Source organism: Flavisphingomonas formosensis (assembly GCF_009755815.1).
In the GTDB taxonomy this organism is placed as follows: domain Bacteria; phylum Pseudomonadota; class Alphaproteobacteria; order Sphingomonadales; family Sphingomonadaceae; genus Flavisphingomonas; species Flavisphingomonas formosensis.
The window spans coordinates 181,497-203,020 of sequence record NZ_WRPK01000006.1; the positions used below are offsets into that span (position 1 = coordinate 181,497).

General features: G+C 61.1%; 24 protein-coding genes. 12 read left to right on the forward strand and 12 right to left on the reverse strand.

Translation table 11 applies throughout. The features are described from left to right. Window positions 1-29: 29 nt before the first annotated feature. The 4 genes from GQY20_RS17595 to GQY20_RS17610 all read left to right on the forward strand — a co-directional run bounded on the left by GQY20_RS17595 (window position 30) and on the right by GQY20_RS17610 (window position 1,906). A complete protein-coding gene (locus tag GQY20_RS17595; RefSeq protein WP_157218631.1) occupies window positions 30-293 on the forward strand; it encodes a hypothetical protein in 264 nt (87 codons plus the stop codon). Between the two features lie 185 nt (window positions 294-478). Then, window positions 479-679: a hypothetical protein gene (locus GQY20_RS17600; RefSeq protein ID WP_157218437.1), complete on the forward strand. Its 201-nt coding sequence runs from the start codon at window positions 479-481 to the stop codon at window positions 677-679. Between the two features lie 271 nt (window positions 680-950). Then, a complete protein-coding gene (locus GQY20_RS17605; protein ID WP_157218438.1) occupies window positions 951-1,625 on the forward strand; it encodes a Crp/Fnr family transcriptional regulator in 675 nt (224 codons plus the stop codon). A 53-nt stretch (window positions 1,626-1,678) separates the two neighbouring features. After that, window positions 1,679-1,906, forward strand: a complete 228-nt coding sequence (locus tag GQY20_RS17610) for a hypothetical protein (protein ID WP_157218439.1) — start codon at window positions 1,679-1,681, stop codon at window positions 1,904-1,906. A gap of 623 nt (window positions 1,907-2,529) precedes the next feature. Here the strand turns inward: GQY20_RS17610 and GQY20_RS17615 are convergent. The 3 genes from GQY20_RS17615 to GQY20_RS17625 all read right to left on the reverse strand — a co-directional run bounded on the left by GQY20_RS17615 (window position 2,530) and on the right by GQY20_RS17625 (window position 4,659). Continuing rightward, window positions 2,530-3,393: a formate/nitrite transporter family protein gene (locus tag GQY20_RS17615; protein ID WP_157218440.1), complete on the reverse strand. Its 864-nt coding sequence runs from the start codon at window positions 3,391-3,393 to the stop codon at window positions 2,530-2,532. A gap of 505 nt (window positions 3,394-3,898) precedes the next feature. Continuing rightward, the gene (locus GQY20_RS17620; RefSeq protein WP_157218441.1) at window positions 3,899-4,264 is read right to left on the reverse strand and encodes a hypothetical protein; all 366 of its coding nucleotides are present in this window, start codon (window positions 4,262-4,264) and stop codon (window positions 3,899-3,901) included. Window positions 4,265-4,371: 107 nt separating this feature from the next. Further along, a complete protein-coding gene (locus GQY20_RS17625; RefSeq protein WP_198351034.1) occupies window positions 4,372-4,659 on the reverse strand; it encodes a hypothetical protein in 288 nt (95 codons plus the stop codon). Between the two features lie 20 nt (window positions 4,660-4,679). Here GQY20_RS17625 and GQY20_RS17630 point away from each other — a divergent pair, with 20 nt between their 5' ends. After that, window positions 4,680-5,435, forward strand: coding sequence for a Crp/Fnr family transcriptional regulator (locus GQY20_RS17630; protein ID WP_157218443.1), 756 nt, complete (start codon window positions 4,680-4,682; stop codon window positions 5,433-5,435). A gap of 258 nt (window positions 5,436-5,693) precedes the next feature. Here the strand turns inward: GQY20_RS17630 and GQY20_RS17635 are convergent, their stop codons facing one another. From GQY20_RS17635 to GQY20_RS17645, 3 genes are all read right to left on the reverse strand, one after another. Then, window positions 5,694-8,816, reverse strand: a complete 3,123-nt coding sequence (locus GQY20_RS17635) for a TRCF domain-containing protein (protein ID WP_157218444.1) — start codon at window positions 8,814-8,816, stop codon at window positions 5,694-5,696. 198 nt (window positions 8,817-9,014) lie between these two features. Further along, window positions 9,015-9,242: a DUF3072 domain-containing protein gene (locus tag GQY20_RS17640; protein WP_157218445.1), complete on the reverse strand. Its 228-nt coding sequence runs from the start codon at window positions 9,240-9,242 to the stop codon at window positions 9,015-9,017. 158 nt (window positions 9,243-9,400) lie between these two features. Continuing rightward, window positions 9,401-10,006 (reverse strand): PRC-barrel domain-containing protein, encoded by a 606-nt coding sequence (locus GQY20_RS17645; protein WP_232476127.1) that lies wholly within the window; start codon window positions 10,004-10,006, stop codon window positions 9,401-9,403. Window positions 10,007-10,116: 110 nt separating this feature from the next. Here GQY20_RS17645 and GQY20_RS17650 point away from each other — a divergent pair, with 110 nt between their 5' ends. Continuing rightward, window positions 10,117-11,031 (forward strand): NAD(P)/FAD-dependent oxidoreductase, encoded by a 915-nt coding sequence (locus GQY20_RS17650; protein WP_157218633.1) that lies wholly within the window; start codon window positions 10,117-10,119, stop codon window positions 11,029-11,031. Window positions 11,032-11,474: 443 nt separating this feature from the next. Beyond that, complete coding sequence (locus tag GQY20_RS17655; protein WP_157218446.1) at window positions 11,475-12,161, forward strand: Crp/Fnr family transcriptional regulator; 687 nt, start codon at window positions 11,475-11,477, stop codon at window positions 12,159-12,161. 152 nt (window positions 12,162-12,313) lie between these two features. Here GQY20_RS17655 and GQY20_RS17660 read toward each other — a convergent pair whose 3' ends face one another. Both GQY20_RS17660 and GQY20_RS17665 read right to left on the reverse strand, forming a co-directional pair. Further along, on the reverse strand, window positions 12,314-13,093 hold the full coding sequence (locus GQY20_RS17660) for a sensor histidine kinase (RefSeq protein WP_157218447.1): 780 nt from the start codon (window positions 13,091-13,093) through the stop codon (window positions 12,314-12,316). Window positions 13,094-13,527: 434 nt separating this feature from the next. Beyond that, window positions 13,528-13,689: a hypothetical protein gene (locus GQY20_RS17665; RefSeq protein WP_198351035.1), complete on the reverse strand. Its 162-nt coding sequence runs from the start codon at window positions 13,687-13,689 to the stop codon at window positions 13,528-13,530. Window positions 13,690-13,842: 153 nt separating this feature from the next. Here GQY20_RS17665 and GQY20_RS17670 point away from each other — a divergent pair, with 153 nt between their 5' ends. Continuing rightward, window positions 13,843-14,454, forward strand: coding sequence for a cysteine hydrolase family protein (locus tag GQY20_RS17670; protein WP_157218449.1), 612 nt, complete (start codon window positions 13,843-13,845; stop codon window positions 14,452-14,454). 265 nt (window positions 14,455-14,719) lie between these two features. Here GQY20_RS17670 and GQY20_RS17675 read toward each other — a convergent pair whose 3' ends face one another. After that, on the reverse strand, window positions 14,720-15,358 hold the full coding sequence (locus GQY20_RS17675) for an SDR family oxidoreductase (protein WP_157218450.1): 639 nt from the start codon (window positions 15,356-15,358) through the stop codon (window positions 14,720-14,722). A 205-nt stretch (window positions 15,359-15,563) separates the two neighbouring features. Between GQY20_RS17675 and GQY20_RS17680 the strand changes: the two genes are divergently transcribed. From GQY20_RS17680 to GQY20_RS17690, 3 genes are all read left to right on the forward strand, one after another. Further along, a complete protein-coding gene (locus GQY20_RS17680; protein ID WP_157218451.1) occupies window positions 15,564-16,475 on the forward strand; it encodes an iron-containing redox enzyme family protein in 912 nt (303 codons plus the stop codon). A 193-nt stretch (window positions 16,476-16,668) separates the two neighbouring features. Continuing rightward, entirely contained in the window at window positions 16,669-16,872 is a 204-nt protein-coding gene (locus GQY20_RS17685) for a hypothetical protein (protein WP_157218452.1), read from the forward strand. Window positions 16,873-17,618: 746 nt separating this feature from the next. Further along, the gene (locus tag GQY20_RS17690; RefSeq protein WP_157218453.1) at window positions 17,619-18,068 is read left to right on the forward strand and encodes a DUF4142 domain-containing protein; all 450 of its coding nucleotides are present in this window, start codon (window positions 17,619-17,621) and stop codon (window positions 18,066-18,068) included. A gap of 159 nt (window positions 18,069-18,227) precedes the next feature. Here the strand turns inward: GQY20_RS17690 and GQY20_RS17695 are convergent, their stop codons facing one another. After that, a complete protein-coding gene (locus GQY20_RS17695) occupies window positions 18,228-19,022 on the reverse strand; it encodes a hypothetical protein (RefSeq protein WP_157218454.1) in 795 nt (264 codons plus the stop codon). 406 nt (window positions 19,023-19,428) lie between these two features. After that, a complete protein-coding gene (locus GQY20_RS17700; protein WP_157218455.1) occupies window positions 19,429-20,265 on the reverse strand; it encodes a transglutaminase-like domain-containing protein in 837 nt (278 codons plus the stop codon). A gap of 258 nt (window positions 20,266-20,523) precedes the next feature. Here GQY20_RS17700 and GQY20_RS17705 point away from each other — a divergent pair, with 258 nt between their 5' ends. Then, the gene (locus GQY20_RS17705) at window positions 20,524-20,685 is read left to right on the forward strand and encodes a hypothetical protein (RefSeq protein ID WP_157218456.1); all 162 of its coding nucleotides are present in this window, start codon (window positions 20,524-20,526) and stop codon (window positions 20,683-20,685) included. Window positions 20,686-20,749: 64 nt separating this feature from the next. Here GQY20_RS17705 and GQY20_RS17710 read toward each other — a convergent pair whose 3' ends face one another. Next, entirely contained in the window at window positions 20,750-21,520 is a 771-nt protein-coding gene (locus GQY20_RS17710; protein ID WP_198351036.1) for an avidin/streptavidin family protein, read from the reverse strand. Window positions 21,521-21,524 lie beyond the last annotated feature (4 nt).

Sequence of the window (21,524 nt, forward strand, 5' to 3'; positions counted from 1 at the left end):
CAACCGAAGGCCGCCAGGTGGAGAGAGCGATGTCGGAAGCCAAGCAGACGACGGACCATGCAACGATCCGCAAGTGGGTGGAGGCGCGGGGTGGCAGGCCTGCCGTGATCCGCACGAAGGGTGGCGATGGTGGCGTGCTGCGTATCGACTATGGCTCGCCGGAAGACAATCTGGTGGAGATCGCATGGGAGGAGTTTTTCCGTATCTTCGATCGTTCGAAAATTGCCTTTCTCTACCAGGAGAAGACGTCGGATGGACAAGAGAGCCGCTTTTCCAAATTCATTGACCGGTAGCTGCCTCATGCAGCTTCATGCCCGCGCTCGCTGCAGCTTCGATGCCGGTAAGGGAAGCGGGCTGGATGGCATACGATCGGATCATATGGCTGCGATCGCACGAGCGATTAGATAATCAGCCGAGCGCCCAACCGCCCTTGCCCTCTCCACTTGGAAGCAAGCGGCCCAATCATGGAGACATCGTCATGCCCAACACGCTCTCTGCCTTTCAAATCGCCCGTGAGTCGGAGGGGTATTTGCTGACATTGACAAGTGATGACGGCGAGCGCCTGGAAGTCATTGCCAGCTTCGAACAACTCGACCTCATCAGCGAGGAGATCAGCCGTCAACTCGACAGGGACGAGGAGAACGAACTTGGCATGGATGAGGAAAGCGGCGGTGCGTGATAAAAGGCTCTCGTGGCCAGCCTCATTCATAGGCACGGCGGGCCTGCCGGCGCATCAACGGACCATGCCTCAGCTTATGTTAGCCACTATCGCAACGATTCCGGGCATTCCAGACTCAGATTCAGGGGACGAGGCTCGTAGGCGATAAGGTCGTCTGGTGTTCGCCCTACTCGGGCGCGAGGCGAAGGGGCGCCGTCCACCGCGCGGCTTACGTCAATCGCGGACAAATCGGGGCATGGCTTCGATCTGAGGAACCAGCAGGAGCATCGGCATGCTCAACCAGGCCAGTTTTGATGGCGTGACAAGTGTCTTCAGGCCGCAACAATATCTCGCACGTCAGGGCGAGGAGCAAGAGCGGATCCTGCTGCTCACGGAAGGCTGGGCCTATCGCTTCCACCTGCTTTCTGACGGTCGGCGGCAGATTACGGCCCTCTTCGTACCCGGAGACTGGTGCGAACTCGGCTGGATGCAGGGAGAGCCGGCAGATCAGCCGGTCATTGCGCTGACCAACGTTCGGGCCACCGCCGTGCCCTGCTGGTTGATCTTGCGCAAGTGCGAGCGTCAGCGAGAGGTGTGTTCGGCATTCTGGTCAAAGATGGTCGCGCAAATTCGCCGGCAAACCGATTGGATCGTCACGCTCGGATGCCGTTCGGCAATCGAGCGGCTCAGCCATTTGTTTTGCGAACTCCATCTGCGCTTGGGCGCGAGTGGTCTCGCTTTCGGCGAGCAGTTCGCTATGCCGCTGACCCAGATAGACATCGCCGACATTACGGGCCTGACCACGGTCCATGTCAATCGAACCCTGCGCGAAATGCGCTTGCGGGGCCTGGTCGAGCTCCAGTCGAAGTGGCTGCGTATCCACAATTTGGCCGAGTTGCGCCAAACGGCGCTATTTGAGTTGTCGCCCAGAAGATGCTCGATGCCTCGCACCCGCGGTTGCGAATAGTCGAGATCTTTGCGCGATGCATCATAGGCTTTCACGATACGAAGGACATGCACATGGCAGAACAAGAGAACATCTCGACACGACATCAGCCGAAAGGCGCCGCCAAAAATCCCAGCGATACGCTGGATCGGGAAGCCGACAGCATGGATGTGTTGCATGGGGACGCCGGCCGCGCCGCCGAAGCGCAGAAGCGTGAGAAAGATGAGATCAAGCTCGACAGCGCTACGGCCGCGATCGACGAGCAAGCTCGGTCAAAGTTGCCGCCAGATGGCGCCCGCTGAATACGGCGCGCCGGCTCGAAATCCGAACCCTTGTCGCTGCGACCAAGGACATGGTCGGTAAACGATGACCGGGACAAAGAAGGGTTTGTCATGCCGTTCGTTCGCATGTCCGAGATAGGAGATGAGGATCTTCTGAAGATCCGGCGCTGGATTTCCGCCTATAGGGAAGGTCAGCTGACTAAGGCGGAACTCGAGGAAATGATCCTTTCCTGCGGATATGATTCCCATGACGTAGCCCGATATATCGCGTTGATCGCTTCAACCGACGGCTAGAGCATCGCGCGGAAGAGTGGGAACCGGATTTCCGCGCAAACGATGCGAGCACAAAGGCTTAGAGCAAGCAGTGCGACCCACATATCACGCAGCTTGATCTAGGACCTGAAACGCGGCCGCGGTCCGGATCGGCTTTGATATAGTGCGCTTCCGTCGCGAAGCGGCTCCGGCTGGATGGTCTTCCATGGCTGCGGCGCGCCGAGTTGCCCACCCTGTTTCGCGCATGTCATGCTGGCTGGCTTGCAGCCCATTGTGTAGACGGACGTGAGGACCATGGCGCCCATTTTTCACCGTGATTCCGCTCTACGTTGGACTGGTCCCGAGGGATGAGCGAGAGACGCGGGCCTTGATCATTTCGACGATGCGATGTCTCCGCGGATCTGACCATGGGCAAGCACAGCGAAAAGACCCGTTCCCCCGATGATATTGCCCGCGAGCGCAGGCAAGGTGAACTCGATCAGAGCTTCGCTTAAGCTCATCCGGCCGCTCAGCCAGAGAAAGCTCGCCTGCGATGTTCCGGTGACGACATGACTGAAACCGCCAATCGCGATGACATAGGTCAAGAGGCCGATCACCCAGAATTCGCTGCCACGGGCATTTGGCAGAAGCCAAGCGATTGATGCCATCAGGAAGCCGGCGGGTATACCAAGGGTGAGCGTGTGCAGGCCATCTTGCACCTCGAGCTTCTGGAGAATGTCGATGGCCGCGATCCGCTGCTCGTGGGAAACTATCACCTCTGCGGCCATCAGGGCGCTGATCAACGAAACCCCAACGAGATTGGCGGACAGCACGCTGCACCATAATCGCATCAATCGGCCGAGATTGGCTGCGGTCGGAGCTCGGGCGACGGGTAGGACCGCGGTGACGGTCGTCTCGGTGAAGAGCTGCAACCGTCCCATAATGACGATCAGATATCCGACCGGATAACCGAGCATGTAGATGAGAGGAGCCCAGTTCGTATCCGGCAAGCGCATCCGCAGAAAGAGCTCGCTGAGCAGGGAGAGCGTCATGGCGAAGCCCGCGGCCAATCCTGAAAGCAGCAGGGCCGATAACGGACGTGCGAGCTCTTCCTCGCCCTGAAGGCGCACCACTTCGTGAAGGACTTTGGGCGAGCGTGCTCTGCGTTCGTCGACATCGTGTCGTTCGTGGCGTGTAAGCGCCGCATCAGGCCTGTGCTCGCCGGTCTCCTCGGTCGATGACGCATCCTTCTCCATGCTTCATGCCGCCGCTATGGTAGCATCTCGCCATCGGTCGTTCCCCGGGCGTGGAACAGACGGCTTCTTCTCTGTTCGCGCGGTTCGCTTTTCGATCTTCATACCAGCCTCGGTGTCTTCGATGGGACAGCCTCTCAACCGGTCGAAGCTGCAAAGGTTGCGGGCGTCAGCGCCGGTTGCATTCGCCTTGGCAAGATGAGGGACCGGACGTCTGCACTGACGATGGCGATATGAACGTGCGACCGCTTGGCGCGTGAACGCAGATCAGCTCAAAATAGCGGAGCCTCAGCGGTCGGAGGCAATTGCAAGGCGTCGACCGGCGTCGAGCCGTTCCCCACGCTATGCTTCACCCCCCAAATCGCCTTCTGTGTGCAATTCGCGACCGCGAGCTTTCTGGGGATCGCTCCACGCGCTGGGAGCGACGGCAAGGCGGCGATGTCGGGCAGGGTCGCCTATCTTTCGCTTCTTTGGGTGTGTAGCGCGCTTGGGTTCTGTCGCGAGCCGATCAACGCCTGCGCTTTCGCGCTGTCTCTTCTGCCGATTCCCCGAGCGGCGGCGATTGTTTCGGCCGGCCGGCTGAAAGCTCCTGCGCCGTCTTCAACGCTCGCCCCGGATCGGGCCGCGTATCTCGGGATACCAGTCCAGGACGACCGTCGCGGTCGACGCCGTCGATGTCGGACGAGGGTGGGCTGGCGGGAGGCTTGGCCATTGCTGCTATCTCCTTTCGGATCGTGAATTCCGTCAAAATGTTGAACGTCGACCATTGACGATCATGGTCCTTGATCGCCGTCCGTTCGGAAACTGTGATGCAATGTCCGTCGGTCCCGCACGTTCCGCGAAAAATCATCAAAGATTTGGGAGGCTGATCCATGTCGTTGTGCCCTGACATGAGTCGATCAACGTCATACTGATCCGGCTCGGAGTGCGAACGGACCGCGTCTAAAGACCGCTTTTCCCGCAGGATTCTGAGCGATCCGCTTAGATTTCACTGTTGGCTCGATATTCGTCGCTTGATTGCCTCTTCTTGCTCAACGGCATCGGGCTAGCCAGGCTGCCGTGCAGAGCAAGCGGATGCGCGAGAAACAGAATTTCGGCGGCGAGCAGAAGTGACGCGGCGGGCATCAGCGAGCGAACATGCAGGCCGCTCGACCCATGTCGCAGTCGATTGATCGAGAGCAAGCGCCGTTCCTTCACCAAGTCGACGCCGATGAGTCGGCGGCGGCCGGCTCCATAGGTTAGCGGCCGGATCGCTTTTGGCGTCCGCAAGTTGTCCTAATATGAGGAGCATGGATCATTTTCTCCGCGGGCGCTCCATCGAGCGGCTGGACGAGGCCGAGCGGGATCGTCTCGAAGGCCTCATTTCGCGTCATCGACGGCTCTCTGCGCGAACGACACTCGTGGAACGCGGGGAGGAGCTGAGGCAAAGCACGTTGCTCGTAGAGGGTTTCATGATTCGCTACATCGACGATGTCGAAGGGCATCGTCAGATCGTGTCGTTCCATGTGCCTGGCGATTTCGTTGATCTGCATGGTTATCCCCTCCGCGTTCTGGACCACTCGATCGCGACGATCACCGATGCGCTGATTGCCGTCGTTCCCCATAGCCAGCTGAGCCAGATCATGGACAGCGATCCGACGCTCGCCCGCAAACTTTGGGCCGCCACGCTGCTCGACGCTGCGATGCACCGGGAATGGTTGTTCCGGCTGGGCCGATTGGAGGCGGTCGGCCGTATCGCACATTTTCTCGCTGAGACCGATGCTCGCCTTCAGGCGATCGGGCTAAGCGACGGCCGAACTTGCGCCCTGCCGATCACGCAAGGAGATCTGGCCGAGATCACCGGGCTGACCAGCATTCACGTCAATCGCGTTCTGCGGACCCTGCGCGAGGAGAATATCTGTCTATTGCGTGCATCAAGGCTGGAGATACTGGATCGACATCGTCTTTATCGAATCGGACAATTTGATCCTACCTATCTATACCTCAAAGCGACGCCGCCAACATCCGCTGCCGGAGCCGAGAGCGCAAGGCAGCAGCGCGAATAGCGATCGTTCGGTGGCCGGGAAGCGTAAGGACGAAGCTTTTGCCGGTGACGGTGGGTTGCCCATAATCAGCGATCGGATGTCCGTCAGCCGGCTGAGACCAAGCCGATCGGGTGAGCAAGCATGCGCGCTGGATTGTTCCGGGGAAAAAGAGGCCCTTGAAAAGGGGATGTGCGAGCGCCGTCGATTGTATTGGCCGGGAAGGCATGCTTTCCCGAGCAGAGGGGCACGAAATGATATCCAGCGCAGGGCGTCCGCCGATCAGGTCGGTATGAACGACTCGAGGAGATGTTCGACAGTCGTGAGCCGTGATTGCTCATCCGCGGACACCGTAAAAATGAGCCGATCGCGTTTTTTTACGGCGTCGGCGACAGAAATTGTACAGCAATGATCCTTGCGCAGTGTGAGAGCTATCGTCGTTGATCCCGCGTCGATGCGCGCAATACCGAGGCCGCGCGCGAGCAATCTAATCCGTGCAGCACAGAGTAATTGCATCGCCGGGGCGGGCAGCGAACCAAAGCGATCGATTACCTCTTCCTCGAACGCCTGAAGCTCGGCAATCCCTTCGAGACGGGCAAGCCGGACATAGAGGTTCAGCCGGATATCAGTCTCCGGCAGCCAATCCTCGGGGAGAAAGCCGGTTGCGCCGAGCCTGAGCTCGGGTGACCAATCGTCGACGCGCTCGCCTCGCGCCTGGCGCAGCGCCTTCCGAAGCATGGCCTGATAGAGATCGATGCCAACGAGCCTGATATGTCCGGCCTGGGTTTCCCCGACGAGATCGCCAGCCCCCCGCAGATCGAGATCGCGGGCACTGATCTCGAAGCCGGCTCCCAGCTGATCATAGGTTGCGAGTGTCCGCAGCCGCTTGACGGTTTGGTCGCTCAGGCAGCCGTCACGGGCGCCAAGCAGGATCAACTGGCCGCGACGATTACCCCGGCCGACCCGTCCGCGCAGCTGATGCAGCTGAGCAAGACCGAAGCGATCAGCGTGCCAGACGATCATCGTGTTGGCGCGTGGTACGTCGAGCCCCGCCTCGATAATGTTGGTGGCGAGCAGTACATCGCCTTTGCCGCCAGCGAAGGCGACCATGATGCGATCTACGTCCGACACGGGCATTTTGCCGTGCGCTTCGACGATGTGCAACTCGGGAACCGCCTCTTCGAGTTGCTGGCGAACCGCTGCCATGTCGGCGATGCGGGCGACGACGACAAAGCTCTGGCCGCCACGGCTCTTCTCCCTGAGGAGGGCTGTCCGGACCGGTTGCATGTCTCTGCCGGCCAGGCTGGTGCGGACCGGCTGCCGTCGGGCGGGCGGTGTCGCGATGATCGAAATCTGCTGAAGGCCAACGAGCGCAGCCTGGAGCGTCCGGGGAATCGGCGTCGCGCTCAGGGTGAGCATGTGGACATCGGCTGCCTTTCGGAGCTGCGCTTTATCGGCCGCCCCAAAGCGCTGCTCTTCATCGACAATGATCAGGCCGAGCTTGGCTGGGCGAATTGATTTCGAAAGAAGCGCGGTCGATCCGATCACGACCGAGGCGGACCCGCCGGAAAGGGCAGCCTCCACCTCCTTTTTCTCGCTGTTGCCCGTCAGTCGCGAATAGCCGCAGACGTTTCCGCCGATCACCTCGAAACGTCGCTTGAACGTCTCGAGATGTTGACCGATCAGCACCGTCGTCGGGGCGATGACCATGACTTGATAGCCTGCCAGGACGCAGATTGCGGCAGCGCGCAGGGCGATCTCCGTCTTGCCGTAGCCGACGTCGCCCACGAGCAGCCGGTCCATGGCCGAACCGCTCGCCATATCCGCCCTGACGGCTCCGATGGCCCGGCTTTGATCCTCGGTTTCGGTAAAGGCGAACCCACTTGCAAATCGTTCATAAGCAGCGGGATCGGCCTCCATCTTCGGGGCGCGACACGCCGAACGCTGCTGGGCGCGTGTCGCAAGAGCAGTTGCACTCTCCCGGAGAGCGGCCTGGATTTGGCGTTGCCGGCGCTTCCAGGATGAACCGTCGAGCTTGTCCAGCGCGACGGCATCCGCCTGCGCGCCATATCGCCACAATCGCGCTGCCTGATCGATCGGAAGCAGTCGGCGCGCTTGGGCAGCATAGCGCAGGGCGATTGCTTCGCCGCCGCCGGCTTCCACCGGCATTGCCTCCAACCCCTCCACTATCGCTATTCCGTGATCTTCATGGATGACCATGTCGCCGCAGCGCATGTCCGTCGCGATTTGACCTGCAGCTGTAGATCTGAGCGCTTCCTGCGCACCGCTCGCGCGACTGCCAAGCAGGTCGGTCGCGGTCACCAGGACGAGGTCAGGCGCGGTGAAGCCTCGGCCTCCCGCCATCTCGAGAAATGCATGTCGGCCCGGCGACATTTGCATGATGTCGCTCCAACAGCCAGCCTCTTCCATCTCGATACCGAGTCGGTCGGAGACGCGGCTGCGCAAAAAACGGAGGTCCCGCGCTGAGCCGGAGACGACCAAGCGTCGTCCGCGTTCGATCATCGACCGTGCGAACCGCGTGAAAGCCAGGATTGGTGATCGGCTCTCTGCAAAATATGGCACCCGGTCGATGTCCGTCTCATCAATCGAGAAGATGGACCAATCTGCCAGCGCATCCGACCATCGCTTCTCCTCGATCGCGATCCCGGCACCCTCATCGTCGCCCCGAGCGTCGGCGGCCAGTTCGAGCAGGCGCTTGCGCCGGGCGGCGACCTTTGCAGCGAAGGCGATGTTTCCCGGTTTCAGGTGGCGCAGGATCAGGATGGTGGGATCCACTGCGGGCTCGGTGGCGCGGCCTATCTCCAGCGCGTCGCGCATTGCGATGGTGCGCTGTGATCCTGGCTCATAGGATCGCAGCGCGGTTACCCTTCCTTCGCCTGTCTCGATCCGCACCGGCATGCCGGCATCGGCAGGAAAGATATCGATGACATTGCCACGAATGGCTACCTCGCCCGGTTCATCTACCCGGTCGTCCTGGATATAGCCTAATCGAGCCACCAGCGTTTCGAACATGCCGGCCTCGAGCGTGTCGCCGGGATGCAAGGTTGGCGGAGCACGGTCGAAATGTTCGGGCGGCGGATAGTGCTGGACCGTCGCCTCCACGCTCATCAGGCAAGCCAGCGGGGGGCGATGCGGCGCCTGCTGCAGCATTCTCAGGCGATGCAGAGCCGCCATGCGTCGGCCGGTATTGGCAGGAGAAGGCGGAGCGTCGTCGCCAGGCAAGGCATCGCTCGACGGCAGGAAGATGATCGCCCCGTCGCCGACAAGCGCCGTGAGCATCTCAGAAAGCTGTTCTGCCTGCGATTCTTCGTCTGCGATATAGACGAGATCGCCTCGCATCAGCGTTTCGGCGAGGCGGACGGCGATCAGGCTGATATTGGCCATGCGTTTTTCCGGAATGGCCGCGCGAGGCACGCTCGACGTCGGCAATGCATCGAGCGCTGACGGCTATGGGTAATCAGGGAAGATTTTGTCTCTTCCAGTGAGGGCCAAAGCTTCCTGCTGCCCGCGACTGCGTGGCTATCGACCAATGAATCGCGTTGGTTGGGGCTCTTGCGGCCGCTGCGAACCCGCTCGGGAAGCTCATCGGTCTGCCAGCTGCGTCTTGAGCTCATCTATCCGCTGCGATGCTTCAGCCTTGCTAAGATTTCCCGGCGGCAGCTCCGCGCCCAGCTGCTCGCATAAAGTGGCCAGATAAGAGGCCTGCGCACCTGTCATCGGATCGTCACCCGACACCCAATTGCTTGGGTCTTTTACGGTGTTCGATCCTGGGTGGTCGTCGAGCTTCGGATTGTCAAATTGATCGGCCATATCCGCCTATCTCATGTTCATGGGATGTTCCATTGCAGAACGGAAAGGAAGCTTCCGAGTTCCTTTCAATCTTGATGCTCTGGCTTGCGGATTAGGCGATTGAGATGAGGCTGAACTATTGTCGCATAGCCATCTCTGCTCAGTCCGCGTAGCCAAAGTCATCGCCTTGGATCGTCGTTCCGAACGTTTGCCGGCGCATGTGCCGGCCACTCCCCGTCCTCGAGAGGAGGCAGGGCTTCGAATTCCTCCTTTGTGATCCGCAACGTCCACTGTTCGCACCCGAAGGCTACGCTTGCGCGCGGGACGGCGCGCAGAGCTTCAGCAATTGCCGGTCCCTCGGAAGAGGCTATGACAATATAGCTGATCTGCCCGGTGGCACATTCCAGAAGTGCTTCGACCGCCTTGCCGATTTTCTCGCCCTGCTCGTCGACGATTTGGAAGCCGCACACCGAGGTCGCGGAAAACAGCGTGGGCGCGGCGGACCGCGAGCTCGCGACGACCGCAGATTTGCCGCCATCTTCATAGACTCTCTGGCGTCCGAGCCAGCGCCAGATTCCGATTGCGTTGACAAGCGTGAGAAATATATTGGTTGTCAACAGATTGGCCTGGCCGGTGGTAAAACCCACGAGCGACCAGCATAGCGAGCCGATCAAAAAGACGACGAAGCCCCATCCCGTGAAACGCGCGCCGAGATTTGCGGCTGTCATCATCGCCGCAATCATTGTCGCGGCAGGAGCGATCCACTCTGCCATGGTCTGAACCATCATATCCCTCCGTTGAGTGGCGGAGAGAACGCATGACTGCGGTTCGGGTTGACCTCCATATGTGGCTTTCGAGATTTGGAACGAAAGGGCGTATTGGCAATTTTTGCACGATGCCACGCATTCGGGACTGCGCTATCATTGGGGCGGGAGCGGCCGGACTGACCGCCGCCATTTATGTGGCGCGCTTCCATCTCGAAACCACGGTTTTTGACGGCGGCGACAGCCGCGCCGCATCCATCCCGCGCACGCTCAACCATGCGGGCTTTCCCGAAGGAATCAGCGGTGCCGATTTGATCGCCCGGATGCACCGTCAGGCGATGCGCTATGGCGCTCATATCGAGCGGCAGCGCGTAATCCGGCTTGATCGGGCGGGCGAGGATTTCATTGTGGTCACCGAAACGGGGGAGACCCGCTTCCGGTCGGTCCTGCTGGCGACAGGCGTGGTCAACCATCGCCCTGACATCGAGGCTTCGTCGCACGACAGAGCTCTCGCCCAAGGATTGTTGCGCTATTGTCCGATTTGTGACGGATATGAAGTCACGGACAAGCGGATAGGCGTCATAGGTGCTGGTAGCCACGGCTTTAAGGAAGCGTATTTCTTGCGCATGTACAGCAGGGACGTCACTCTGATCGTGCCGGAGTGCGGGTCAGGTCTCGAAGCGGGTGAGCGGGAAACGCTTGGTAAGCTTGGCATTCGTCAGGTCGATGGCCCGCGCGGGCAGCTTCGTATCGATGGAACTCATCTGATCGTGCCCACGGCGGCGGGCGAGCTTGCCTTCGACAGTGTCTACCCTGCGCTTGGATCGAAGATATGTTCGGGCCTGGCGTCCGCGCTCGGCGCGGCGACGAGCGAGGACGGTTGCATCATCGTCGATGCGCATCAGCGTACCAGCATAGCCGGTCTTTACGCGGCGGGTGACGTCGTGCGGGGGCTCGATCAGATCAGCCATGCGATGGGTGAGGCCGGAGTCGCTGCGACGGCCTTGCGCAATGATCTTGCTGAACGGCGCGCCCTGTTGCGTTGAATCGTCTCTCAGGGGTCGCATTTGATTTCCATCTATGGGTTCTAGCGCGACGAGCATGTCAGCAGGCACGCTGCTCGGCCAAGGCGCCGGCCCAGCATCTCACGCATTGGTCTTGGAAGTGCGCGTACAGGCACCGCTCCCGGTCGTTTGCGAGCGCAGAGTGCGAACGGCAGCGTGCAGACCCGGTAACCCGAAACGGTCATCGCAATAGCCTATGTTATCGGACTGGAGCCTGTCGGAGGCACCCGGTTTGTCGGCCACACGTTGGAGTAGCAGGCGAAACGCATGGCCATGACCTACGGCGGTCTCTGCGCCTGAGGTGGCCAGTCGAGGCAACGCGTAGGTGAGTTGACGGCCCATTATAACTTATGTTGATGCTGTTATCGTCGCGCGCGCCCAGCCTTTTTTGCGTGTCGGGGGCCTATAACGGGGAGCAATTGGCAATGCTGAGCCATGACCGCGTCGACGGCACCGCGAGCTTTTTCCGGGCGCACCAATATCTTGCCCGGGAAGGCGAGGCGCAACATCGCCTTTTCCTTCTGAAAGAGGGCTGGGCATGCCGCTTTCGTCTGCTACCGGATGGACGCCGTCAGATTACCGCCCTTTTCCTGCCCGGCAACTGGTGTGAACTCGCCTGGATGCAGAACTTTTTGCCCGATCAGCCGGTGGTTGCTCTCACCAACGTCAGAGCGACCGCCATCCCAGCCGCAGCGATCCGGCAACAATGTGAGCAGCATGTGGACATCCGCTCGGCGATCTGGTCGGAGATGATCGCTCAAGAGCGCCGCCAGTCCGACTGGATCATCAATCTCGGTCGCAAGTCCGCGATAGAGCGGCTCAGTCATCTGTTCTGCGAGTTTCATACGCGTCTTCACGCTTGCGGTCTGACCTATGGTGATCAGTTTGCCATGCCACTCACTCAAATCGATCTTGCCGACGTGGCCGGGCTGACTCCCGTCCATGTCAACCGAACCCTGCGTGAAATGCGGTCGCGTGGGCTGATCGAGCTCCAGTCAAAATGGCTTCGTATCTTCGAGCTAGACGAAATTCGCCGCCTCGGTCTTTTCGAAGCGGGCTTGCGCGAAACGCCGAACGGCGGGGTCGCACCGCTGCGGCTGGTGTGCGCCTGACGGCCAGCCGGATAGTAAACGTCCCGAACGCGAGTGTGCGTTGCAGCGTGGCCTCGCCGGGCCGTTGTTCGACCGTCGTGCGAGCCGAATCGGTGTGAGCTGGCGTGGCCTCGCAGGCGGCGGGGGAAATGAGATCGATGCCGTCGGTGCGATCAGTCCTCATTCTCTGCAGATGGCATCCCATCTCGCGGGCCGCTCTCTGACGCCATCCACGGTACGATGATCGTACAGGAAAGCCCCCCTGGAAGAAGGTCGAACCGCGTTTTCGCGTCAAGCTGGTAAGGAAGACCGTGTAAGATGAAATCGCGTCCGAAGCCGACATGACCTGGATCAGGATCGATAACCGGCACGCCGCGCTCCTGCCATTCCAAAATCAGTTCTTCATCCTTCAGCGACCAGCGGATTTCCAGCGCCCCCGGTATCTCGGCTCGTGCGAGTAGACCGAATTTGATCGCGTTGGTGCTCAATTCATGGATGGCGAGTGCGAATGATTGGGCGGTGCCATAATCCAGTCCGATTTCTGGTCCCTCGATGGAGAGCCTGGAATCCAACTCGAAGGCGAGCAACTCATCGCGGACGAGCGTTTCGAGATCGACATGGTCCGATGGGTAGCGGCCGCGCATGGTCTGCATCCGCGCGAGCGCATCGAGCCGCCCCGAAAAATGCTCGGCCACATCCTCTAATGAAGCTCCCGAGTGGGCTGTTCGCGAGAAGATCGCCCGAACCGTTGCGAGCAGGTTGCGGACCCGGCGTTGCAATTCGATCTGGAGCTGCTTTTCCCGATCTCGATCGGCGCGCCGCTCCTTCTCCAGTGCCGAGAGCTTCCGTCGCGTCGCCGCAAGCTCGGCCCGGAGGAGGGCGAGCTCGTAGTTGTGCGAAGGCGAAGCTTCCTCCGATGATCCGGCTCCTCCATCTCGGTTCGTGTGGCTCATATGCGAGACTCGCTCGATCTTTCCTCGTCTGAGAGTATCGATAGACTATAAATGTGCTCTCGTGCCTTCTGAAAGTCGAGAATGGTGCGATTGCTTTATCATCGATTCTCGCGCGATTGCAGGTCGTCGGATGGCCCAACGGAAAAGTCCTTGGGCATCGGCTCCCGAAATCCTGATTATGGCTATGGGTTGACAGGCGCTTCAGACCTAGCAGGCGGTATCGCCGCTCCGTGCCAGCGAATTCGATGGTCGAGAAGACACCCGCCGATCCCGATTGAAGCGCTTCTCCGCCATATTCAGGAGAGCCGCGGCATGGAACGTCTTGAAAGCCCCTCGAAGGCCGAAGATTAATGCACGCTAATGTAGGAACCGGCGCTCATGCCTATCTTCATCTGGCGGGTAGAGCCGATGAGGTTGGAATGTCGAGCAATGATCTATCCTATTTTCGCCGGAGGGCCCGACAGGAGCGGACGGCGGGCAATCGGGCTGCCGATCCTGCGGTTCGGGCGGTCCACCTTGCTCTTGCGCGGCAATATGACCAACGCGCGCTTGAAGAGGAGTTGCAGTCCGAGCGCGTCGAGCGTCGCCTCGCGCATCATGTCTTTCCGGACGATACGGCATAGCGCATGGCAATCTTTAATCCGCTGTCGTCCAGCACGCGGACCCATCTTCGCGGCAGTGGCCGCGCGGCAGGAGCGAGAAGTAATCACGGCCGCGGCCTGGCAACGATACCGACGGGGAACTGATTGATGGCTGAGGCGACAAGACCGCGGGCGACCGCGCCCGCCAGGGACCAGCCCGGTGATCGGGCGGCTTTGCTGATCATAGATATGATAAACTGTTTCGATTTTCGCGGTGCCGAGCATCTCAAGCCGAAGGCCCGACGCGCGGCTGCTGCTATCCATTCGCTGCGGGTGCAAGCCGAGGAATTGGAGATGCCCGTCATCTTCGTAAACGACAATTTCGGGGAATGGCATTCCGAACGGTCGCGTCTGATCGAGCGTGCGCGGCCTGCGCTGGTCGATCCGACGCTGGAACCCAAGGAAAGCGACTATTTTATCATCAAGCCGCAATTTTCCGGCTTTTACGCGACCAATTTGCCGGTCCTGTTGCCGAAGCTCGGCGTAACGCGTCTGATCATGACGGGGGTATCGACCGATATGTGCGTTTTGTTCAGCGCAGCGGACGCCTATATGCGCGATTATCGCCTATGGATTCCCCAGGATGCGGTCGCTGCCGAGTCCGACCGCCGCGGCGAGGTCGTGCTGGAAATACTGCGCGATCAGATGAAAGCGGAAACGGCGGCTACCGATTGTCTCGATGTTCGTACGTGGATTTCGCAGTTGGACGAAGCGCTTTAGTATCCGCTTCATCGACAAAGCAGGAATCGATGCTCGTGCGGAACTGGCCGCGCAGGCAACGCGGAGCCGGCACATGCTGCTGGGGGGATGCGCCGGCTCCACTTCGCGCGGGAGGTCTTTGAACGCGCGCTCGATGATAATGTCGCGCTTCCCCTCGCTCCGCATTCGGTTATGTTAAGTCAGTTTGCTTTTGTGCCCATCCCAACTGCGCCCGGCCACGATCGGCGGATGCCACGAAACGCCTCGGCGATGCCCTTGAACAGAATCAGTGATGAGGCCGCCCGCCACGCTGGGCCTGACCCGCTGCCAAACTCCTCCACGCGAGATCGAGGACAGCGATTCGATCGTCCGGCCGGCCACATTGGAGGGTCAAGGCCCCTTCGCTGTGGACCCGGGAGAAACGCTCGACGCGCCCGTCATGCACCGTGGTAATGGCGAGATAGTTGTTCGGCGGCAGATCGCGTGACAGGCGCGCTGCGGCCCGATCGATGAGCTCGCCCGCCTGCGCATTTTCTTCAGTGAGGCTTTCCGCCGGCATCAGCATGAGCTCGGCTCCAGACCTCGTCTTCGGCGTCTTCGCGATCCTCTCGAACATCGCGGCACAGGCCACTCCTCTAGACAAATCGCATTCGATTTCGCTGGAGTGCCGCGCGATCGAGCAGACGAGGTCGAGCTTGCGATCGCCGAGGCTGGAAAGCGCATCGTCCAGTTGTTCCGGCTCAGGCACGTCGGTTTCGATGGCGATGGCTTCGCCGCCATAATGAAGGCAGTCGGCGAGCGTCGCGTACAGCATGGCATCGCAATCGGCGAGGATCAGATCATAGCCTGCCTCGGCTGCCCGTAGGGCAAGCTGCGCGCCATCGGCTGTGCCTGCGCCTGTGATCAACGCCAATTTGCCGTTCATGCCATTCATCCCTCGCAGGCTGTCCGGTGTGCCGTCGGAGCGTGGAAAGATAAACGCCGTGGAGACGCCAACGATCCGGGAGGGATGCCGGCCATCCCACGGAATCATGTTGCTGCAGGTTAGCTCGCGATCAAAACTGCAACCCTAATCGCGCTGCCGGGTTGAAGAGAGAACATCACTAGCATTGGCGGGTCTGGATCGAATCATGCGCGACGTTCTTCATGCCGGGCCGAGTACATCGGCCTCCCAATTTTTGAACGATTCCTTTCAGCGCGGTCTCGCGCGATGGAACCGAGTACGGTTGGCTCCGGCCGCGCCGACAGCGGACTGGCAGCAGCGACTGCAGGATGATTTGCGTATGCTCCGCCTCGAAGGTGCCTTTCTCGAGGAGCTTCGCTCCGAGATAGCGGACGAGGCGGCGGCGGTTCCAACCGATGCCGATGGTTTCCTGGATTGGTTCGAGGCGCTCAAGCAGGTGGGTCCGGGGCAGGGCGATGCCCTCTTTCCCTGGCTTGCGCAGGAGGCGTCGCGCGACGAGTTGCGCTGGTTCTTCGAACAGGAGGCAGCGGGAGAGGCAGGCTTTGATGATCTCGTCGCGCTGACTCAGGTCAAGCTGCCGGTTGCCGCCAAACTCGAGCTTGCGCGTAACTATTGGGACGAAATGGGCAGAGGCAATCGCAAAGGAATGCATGGACCGATGCTGGATGCGTTGGTCGAGACGCTCGCCGTGCAGCCCGAGATCGAGAACACGGTCTGGGAGAGCCTCGCGCTTGCCAATGCCATGACCGCGATGGCAACGACGCGCCGCTATGCCTGGCTGTCGGTCGGCGCATTGGGCGTGATCGAGCTGACGGCGCCTGGTCGATCCGCGTTGGTCGCAGCCGGGTTGCGCCGCATCGGCCTGACCGATCGCGAACGCCGCTATTTCGACCTGCATGCGACGCTCGATTTGAAACATAGCGCGGACTGGAACAGAGAGGCTATCCGGCCGGCTGTTGCGGAAGAACCGAAACGGGCCCGATTGATCGCGGAAGGTGCGCTCATCCGATTGCGCTGCGGCGCGCGCTGTTTCGATCGCTATCGGGCGGTGCTTTGGAGCAGCAAGAGCGGTTACTGATGCGATCCCATTGTGTCAGTCGCTCTCTATCCTCCCGACATGGCCAGCGGCCGCGATATTGTCTCAGGGCGCGGCCCGAAATCGACCTTGGCCAGCCCAAGTGCCGGTCTTGGCATGTATGTTGTGCCGATAGCCACTCTCGTTCCACCGGATGCACCGTTCACGGCTCGCAGTCTTTACCGGGAGTCAGCTGATGACGATCGAAATCTCCAAGGTTCATGCACATCCCAGCAGGGTTTCTGCTGAGAAAGGCGTGGTGATGGTAGACGGCCCAGACGGGGTCGCCATTTCTCTGACGCCCGAAGCTGCCCGGGAGACGGCGGACCGATTGGCCGAAGCCGCAGCAATGGCTGCTGCGCAGCGAAGTCTGAGGGACGGCGATGATGGCGGGGGTTGATTTTGCGGCGACCGGATCGGTGTGATGTCTTGTGCGGCTGGACCGGGTTTCTGGTGGACCGTCGCGTGTTGCTTTCCGGTTGAGTCGTTCCTTGCTTCTCGTGACAGCCCCCGATCGCAACCTTCGATCCTCGGCATAAGGGTCGCGACTTCATTCGGCAGCCGAATCGTCTCGTGGAACTTTGATGCGGCGCATCAATTTTCTGCTTTCCTTGCGACGGGCACATCCAAAGCTCTTTCGTGAAGGCAATTATATCCTCGAGCCTTCGCCGTGCGGCTGGACAGTGCGGCGCGCGCTGAGCGATCAGCGGGCGACATGTTCAATGAGTGTGAGGCTTCCGCAGGTTTCTGCCGACAACGACGCCAGGATTTGAGTTCGCGCCATCCAAGACATTCTGGGATATTCGTTCACTGAGCCGTGTCAGAGGACTCGAGTGCTTCCAACGCCCTAATCTGTTTAACCTCGTCCTGATCTCGATCATCGGTGCTACCGCTGTATAGGAACCTTGCGCAGACATGTCCGGTTGACGCTTCTTGCAAGCATGGAACAGGAAGCGGCCGATGACATCGTCAGGACTGATGCAGAAGACCCGTCTGGCGCGCAACGTGAGGGGGAGATGGGCTCTGCCTTGCGCTCTGCTTGCCTTGTCTATGGTCGGTTGCCGTCCTAGCCCATCCGACAACCCGGCAGTGACGACCGATACGGCCGGTCATCCCGTTTCTCCCGAGAGCCCGGCTCAGACGGCAATGCCTACTGCCAGCTCGGTACCGAGCCGAACGGACGCGTATCTCTCCCGAGCCAGCGCCGGCGACAGGTTCGAGATCGCGGCCTCGCGCATTGCGGTCGAGCGTACCGCTTCGCCGAGGATTCGCGCCTTTGCGCAGAGAATGATCGACGAACATACCACGACCAGCGAGAGCCTCCAGGCTGCCGCTAAAGAAGCCAGGCTGCTTCCGGTGCCGCCTGCGTTGAACCTCGATCAGCAACGCCTGCTGCGCCAGCTCTCATCGATGCCCGCCGCTGGGTTCGACATCGGTTATCTCTCCGGCCAGCGGAGCGCCCATCAGCAGGCACTCACGCTTCATCAAGGCTACGCGGCGCACGGCGAAGTGCCCAGCTTGAAGGCCACGGCCGCCAAGATCAGCGCTGTGGTACAGCATCATCTGGACGAGCTGGATGCGCTGCCTCAACATTGACGCAGACATCGGCGAAGCTATCCCAGTAGGGTAGCATGATCTAGCGCTGCCCCCTGTCGGGCATCTTGCGGAACGTTCGAAGGATATCGGCCGACAGCAAAGCCAATCGCTGCGCTTGTTTACCTTGCCGCCGCGCCACCGCCATTTCACTCACGCCCGTTAGTCGACCCTGTCCGCATCTTTGTCACGCAACTGCCCGCCATAAGCGGCTGCGACGCTCGCAATAAAGGCGCCGATAAGCATGGAAAGCGCGGTGAAAAAGCCCAGCGCCGATGACGCCTTGCGCGCCTTGTCGGCCGCTACGCGGATGGAAAGAGCCGCCGCATCGACGCGCTGCCTGGCTTCCTGAGCTGAGATTCCGGTCTGCGCCGCGACCCGGCTTGCAATATAGTTTCTATCGCCGGCTTGTAATTCGTCGCCACGACTTAACAGCCGGCCAATCTCTGATCGCATTTCCGACGACGCGTTCGCATCCGCGCGGTCCGAGCGCAGCATCGCATCCGTCGCATAGCTCACGGTCGCGCTCGTCGCATCTGCAGCGGCGCCTGCCGCAGACGCAGTGGCACTCAAGGCCACCGCTCCCATGACCCCGGTCGCGACGGCCCAAGCCAGGAGACCGTGGGCGGTGTCGCGGAAGAACACTTCGTGGCTGTGGACGCCGACCCACTTCGTCCGAAGGCGTCCCGCTATATATCCGCCCATGAACGAGGACAGCCATTGCGTGACGATCAGCCAGATGCCGATGCCGACCGCGAAGGTGGTGACGGACGCGCCTGAGCCTGGCCAAGGCGATGCCGCCGCAAAGCCGAGCCCGGAACCCAGCGCCGCGAGTATCAGCGTCGTCGCGAGTGCGACCGCGGCTCCCGCAAGTGCGGGTGCCCAATTGACGGCTGAGCGTGCCGGGTCGGCCAGATTCGATACCGCGTCAGGAGCGCGGCCGAAGGAGGAAGCCATGACCGTTGCTCCTCAATGCCAGAAGAGCAAAAGCAGGATGATTATCGGGATAGGGATTCCCAGCAACCAGAGCAGGATCGGCATCGTTGTCTCCTCTCGCAGATAAATGTTCTCGTCGGCCGTGGCTTCACGGCGTGACTATTCAACACATGAAGCGCGATCTTGATCCGTTGCGCAGCACACGGACCATCGACCGCGGTCCGGAAGTGTCATGGAGGGTGTGACAGTCGCGTTCGAGCCGGATTGGCTGCATTATTCTCGCCATTCGGGAATTCGAACGATATTCAATCTTTGCGTGATATCGCCGATCGCCTCAAGGAGAACCGCTGTCAGCACGCGACAATTTTGCCAGTTCGGCCGTGTGGTGGAGGCAAGCTTGGCTGCGGCGTACCGGATCATCTCATCATCACGCGGCCAGCCGTTCCTGCGCCTCGAGATCCGCCTCCTCATAGGTGGTGACTTCGAATTTGGCGAGCGTGGCGGAGCCGAAGCAGGTGGTCAGCGCGGTATCCGTGGCATCCCGGCCGCGTGCCATCAGGATGCGGCCGATGCGCGGGCGGTTGTGACGGGCGTCATAGGTATACCAGTTGCCGCCCACATAGACGTCGAACCAGGCGCTGAAATCCATTGGGGCGTCGACAGGGGGTATGCCGATGTCCCCGAGATAGCCGGTGCAATAGCGCGCAGGGATGTTGACGCAGCGGCAGAGGGTAATCGCGAGATGGGCAAAATCGCGGCACACCCCCACCTGCTCCTGGTAGCCGTGCCAGGCGGTGCGGTCGGCCCGTGCATATTCGTAGCCGAAGCGGAGATGGTTGTGGACGAAGTCGACGATCGCCTCGACCCGATCGCGTGCCGAAGCGATGCCGCCGAATTTGTCCCAGGCGAACTGCATGAGATGCTGTGTCTCACAATAGCGGCTGCCGAGAAGGAAGACCAGAACGTCTTCCGGCAGCTCCGGTATGGGCATGACCGGCACATCAGGCGCCCGCTCGTCCGGCAAGCCGGAATCGGCGATGGCGAAATCCGCACGAAGTGCGACGCCGCCAGCGGGAATGGTGAGCCGCGTGCACATGTTGCCGAAGCTGTCGACGAAATCATACAGCGGCAGCGTGGGAGACGCTTCGATCCGATGGGGTGAGCGCAGATCGCGGTTGCGCGATGGATGGATGCTCAGCAGCGCGAGCATCGGCGTGGGGGCCATTGCGTCGAATCGAATGTCGAAACCGGCACGGATGAGCATGGTCTGATCCCGGACAGGAGTTGATCGGTTGCCGGCTGGAAACGAGATGGACGACGATTCGATCCCGCGCCGGGCGATATTCGGCGCATCCGGGACACGCTGTGCCATCGGGTACCGCGAATAGGCTGCATACTGACTTTTATTTGCTGCAGGCGGAATAGGCGATCGAGGGGATATCGTAGCAATTGCATTTTACGATCCGAGCAGGTCGAGTGGCTGCGCGATTATTCAGGCTGCAGTGCAGCGATGCGCCGTGCCATGCAGGCGCTGTCCGAAGCAGGTGAGGCGCAGCCACTCCGCTACATCGTCAAGATCGCCGAAAATGCCCTGTTCGGGGTGACACCGGCGAGCTCGCAGCGATTGGCCAAGTCGGCCAAGCCGGCGGGCGTGATTACGCCGTCACGCCCCACAGGAAGATGACGCAGCATGAGGTTCTGGTCCGATCGAGGGAGCGCCGCCCGAGCTCCATCGCATAGCCGCGTCGTCAGGGCGCGTCCTGGATTGAACGGAACGTGGTCGCTGAGACTCCGGTCTGGACATAGCTGCCCGCGGCCGTGGTCGCGTGGCTGGTGAGCGTGGTGAGCGTGCAGAGGCGGGTCGCCAGGTCGATCGTTCCGATCAGCGCGGTGGCGGTGTCGTCGGCGGTCGCGAGGGCGATGGACTGGTGTTCGAGGCCGCGGTCGCGCGCCGCGATGTCGGTCACGCCCCTGACCGGCGCCTGCCGGCCATCCTTCCGCAGGCTCCCCGTGACGAGCCCGGCGTCGCCGTGGCGCCAGATGGTGAGTTCGAGCAGGGATCCGTCCTCCGCGATCCAGCGGCCGGTGGCGGGATCGGCCGGCACCGCCATCTTCTCCGTGGCTGGTTCTGCGGGGGCAGCCGCGGCGACGCGGCGATAGGTCAATTTGTCGATATAGGTGCCGGCCGGACAGACACCGGGAAAATCGACGGCACCGGCCAGTGCATGGGCGAGCCGCAATGTGGGTTCGCCGTCGATGATGAGGAGCTGCCCGCTGAGGCCCGAGCACCAGTGCCAGCTCGGATCGCCTTCGCCGGGATCCAGCGAATGCCAGTTCAGCGCCAGCGCAATCGGCTGGCCGGTGCCGGAGTCCGCCGGCGCCTCCGCCGCACAGCCGACGACGAGATAGGTGCCGGTCGATCCGGTGTGCGATCGATAGAGGCCGAACAGCATGGTGCCTTCGGCCGCGAGCGTCATCGTGGATCGATACTCATTTTCCCAGGTGCCGGCGCATGACATGGGT

Coding starts and splice junctions, on each gene's coding strand:
- GQY20_RS17695 (WP_157218454.1), bottom strand. CDS start 19,022: ATGGCTTCCTCCTTCGGCCGCGCTCCTGACGCGGTATCGAATCTGGCC.
- GQY20_RS17655 (WP_157218446.1), top strand. CDS start 11,475: ATGCTGAGCCATGACCGCGTCGACGGCACCGCGAGCTTTTTCCGGGCG.
- GQY20_RS17685 (WP_157218452.1), top strand. CDS start 16,669: ATGACGATCGAAATCTCCAAGGTTCATGCACATCCCAGCAGGGTTTCT.
- GQY20_RS17600 (WP_157218437.1), top strand. CDS start 479: ATGCCCAACACGCTCTCTGCCTTTCAAATCGCCCGTGAGTCGGAGGGG.
- GQY20_RS17660 (WP_157218447.1), bottom strand. CDS start 13,093: ATGAGCCACACGAACCGAGATGGAGGAGCCGGATCATCGGAGGAAGCT.
- GQY20_RS17595 (WP_157218631.1), top strand. CDS start 30: ATGTCGGAAGCCAAGCAGACGACGGACCATGCAACGATCCGCAAGTGG.
- GQY20_RS17665 (WP_198351035.1), bottom strand. CDS start 13,689: ATGCGCGAGGCGACGCTCGACGCGCTCGGACTGCAACTCCTCTTCAAG.
- GQY20_RS17635 (WP_157218444.1), bottom strand. CDS start 8,816: ATGGCCAATATCAGCCTGATCGCCGTCCGCCTCGCCGAAACGCTGATG.
- GQY20_RS17615 (WP_157218440.1), bottom strand. CDS start 3,393: ATGGAGAAGGATGCGTCATCGACCGAGGAGACCGGCGAGCACAGGCCT.
- GQY20_RS17705 (WP_157218456.1), top strand. CDS start 20,524: ATGCAGGCGCTGTCCGAAGCAGGTGAGGCGCAGCCACTCCGCTACATC.
- GQY20_RS17710 (WP_198351036.1), bottom strand. CDS start 21,520: ATGTCATGCGCCGGCACCTGGGAAAATGAGTATCGATCCACGATGACG.
- GQY20_RS17605 (WP_157218438.1), top strand. CDS start 951: ATGCTCAACCAGGCCAGTTTTGATGGCGTGACAAGTGTCTTCAGGCCG.
- GQY20_RS17645 (WP_232476127.1), bottom strand. CDS start 10,006: ATGGTTCAGACCATGGCAGAGTGGATCGCTCCTGCCGCGACAATGATT.
- GQY20_RS17690 (WP_157218453.1), top strand. CDS start 17,619: ATGCCTACTGCCAGCTCGGTACCGAGCCGAACGGACGCGTATCTCTCC.
- GQY20_RS17620 (WP_157218441.1), bottom strand. CDS start 4,264: ATGGATCAGCCTCCCAAATCTTTGATGATTTTTCGCGGAACGTGCGGG.
- GQY20_RS17650 (WP_157218633.1), top strand. CDS start 10,117: ATGCCACGCATTCGGGACTGCGCTATCATTGGGGCGGGAGCGGCCGGA.
- GQY20_RS17630 (WP_157218443.1), top strand. CDS start 4,680: ATGGATCATTTTCTCCGCGGGCGCTCCATCGAGCGGCTGGACGAGGCC.
- GQY20_RS17610 (WP_157218439.1), top strand. CDS start 1,679: ATGGCAGAACAAGAGAACATCTCGACACGACATCAGCCGAAAGGCGCC.
- GQY20_RS17640 (WP_157218445.1), bottom strand. CDS start 9,242: ATGGCCGATCAATTTGACAATCCGAAGCTCGACGACCACCCAGGATCG.
- GQY20_RS17675 (WP_157218450.1), bottom strand. CDS start 15,358: ATGAACGGCAAATTGGCGTTGATCACAGGCGCAGGCACAGCCGATGGC.
- GQY20_RS17670 (WP_157218449.1), top strand. CDS start 13,843: ATGGCTGAGGCGACAAGACCGCGGGCGACCGCGCCCGCCAGGGACCAG.
- GQY20_RS17700 (WP_157218455.1), bottom strand. CDS start 20,265: ATGCTCATCCGTGCCGGTTTCGACATTCGATTCGACGCAATGGCCCCC.
- GQY20_RS17680 (WP_157218451.1), top strand. CDS start 15,564: ATGCGCGACGTTCTTCATGCCGGGCCGAGTACATCGGCCTCCCAATTT.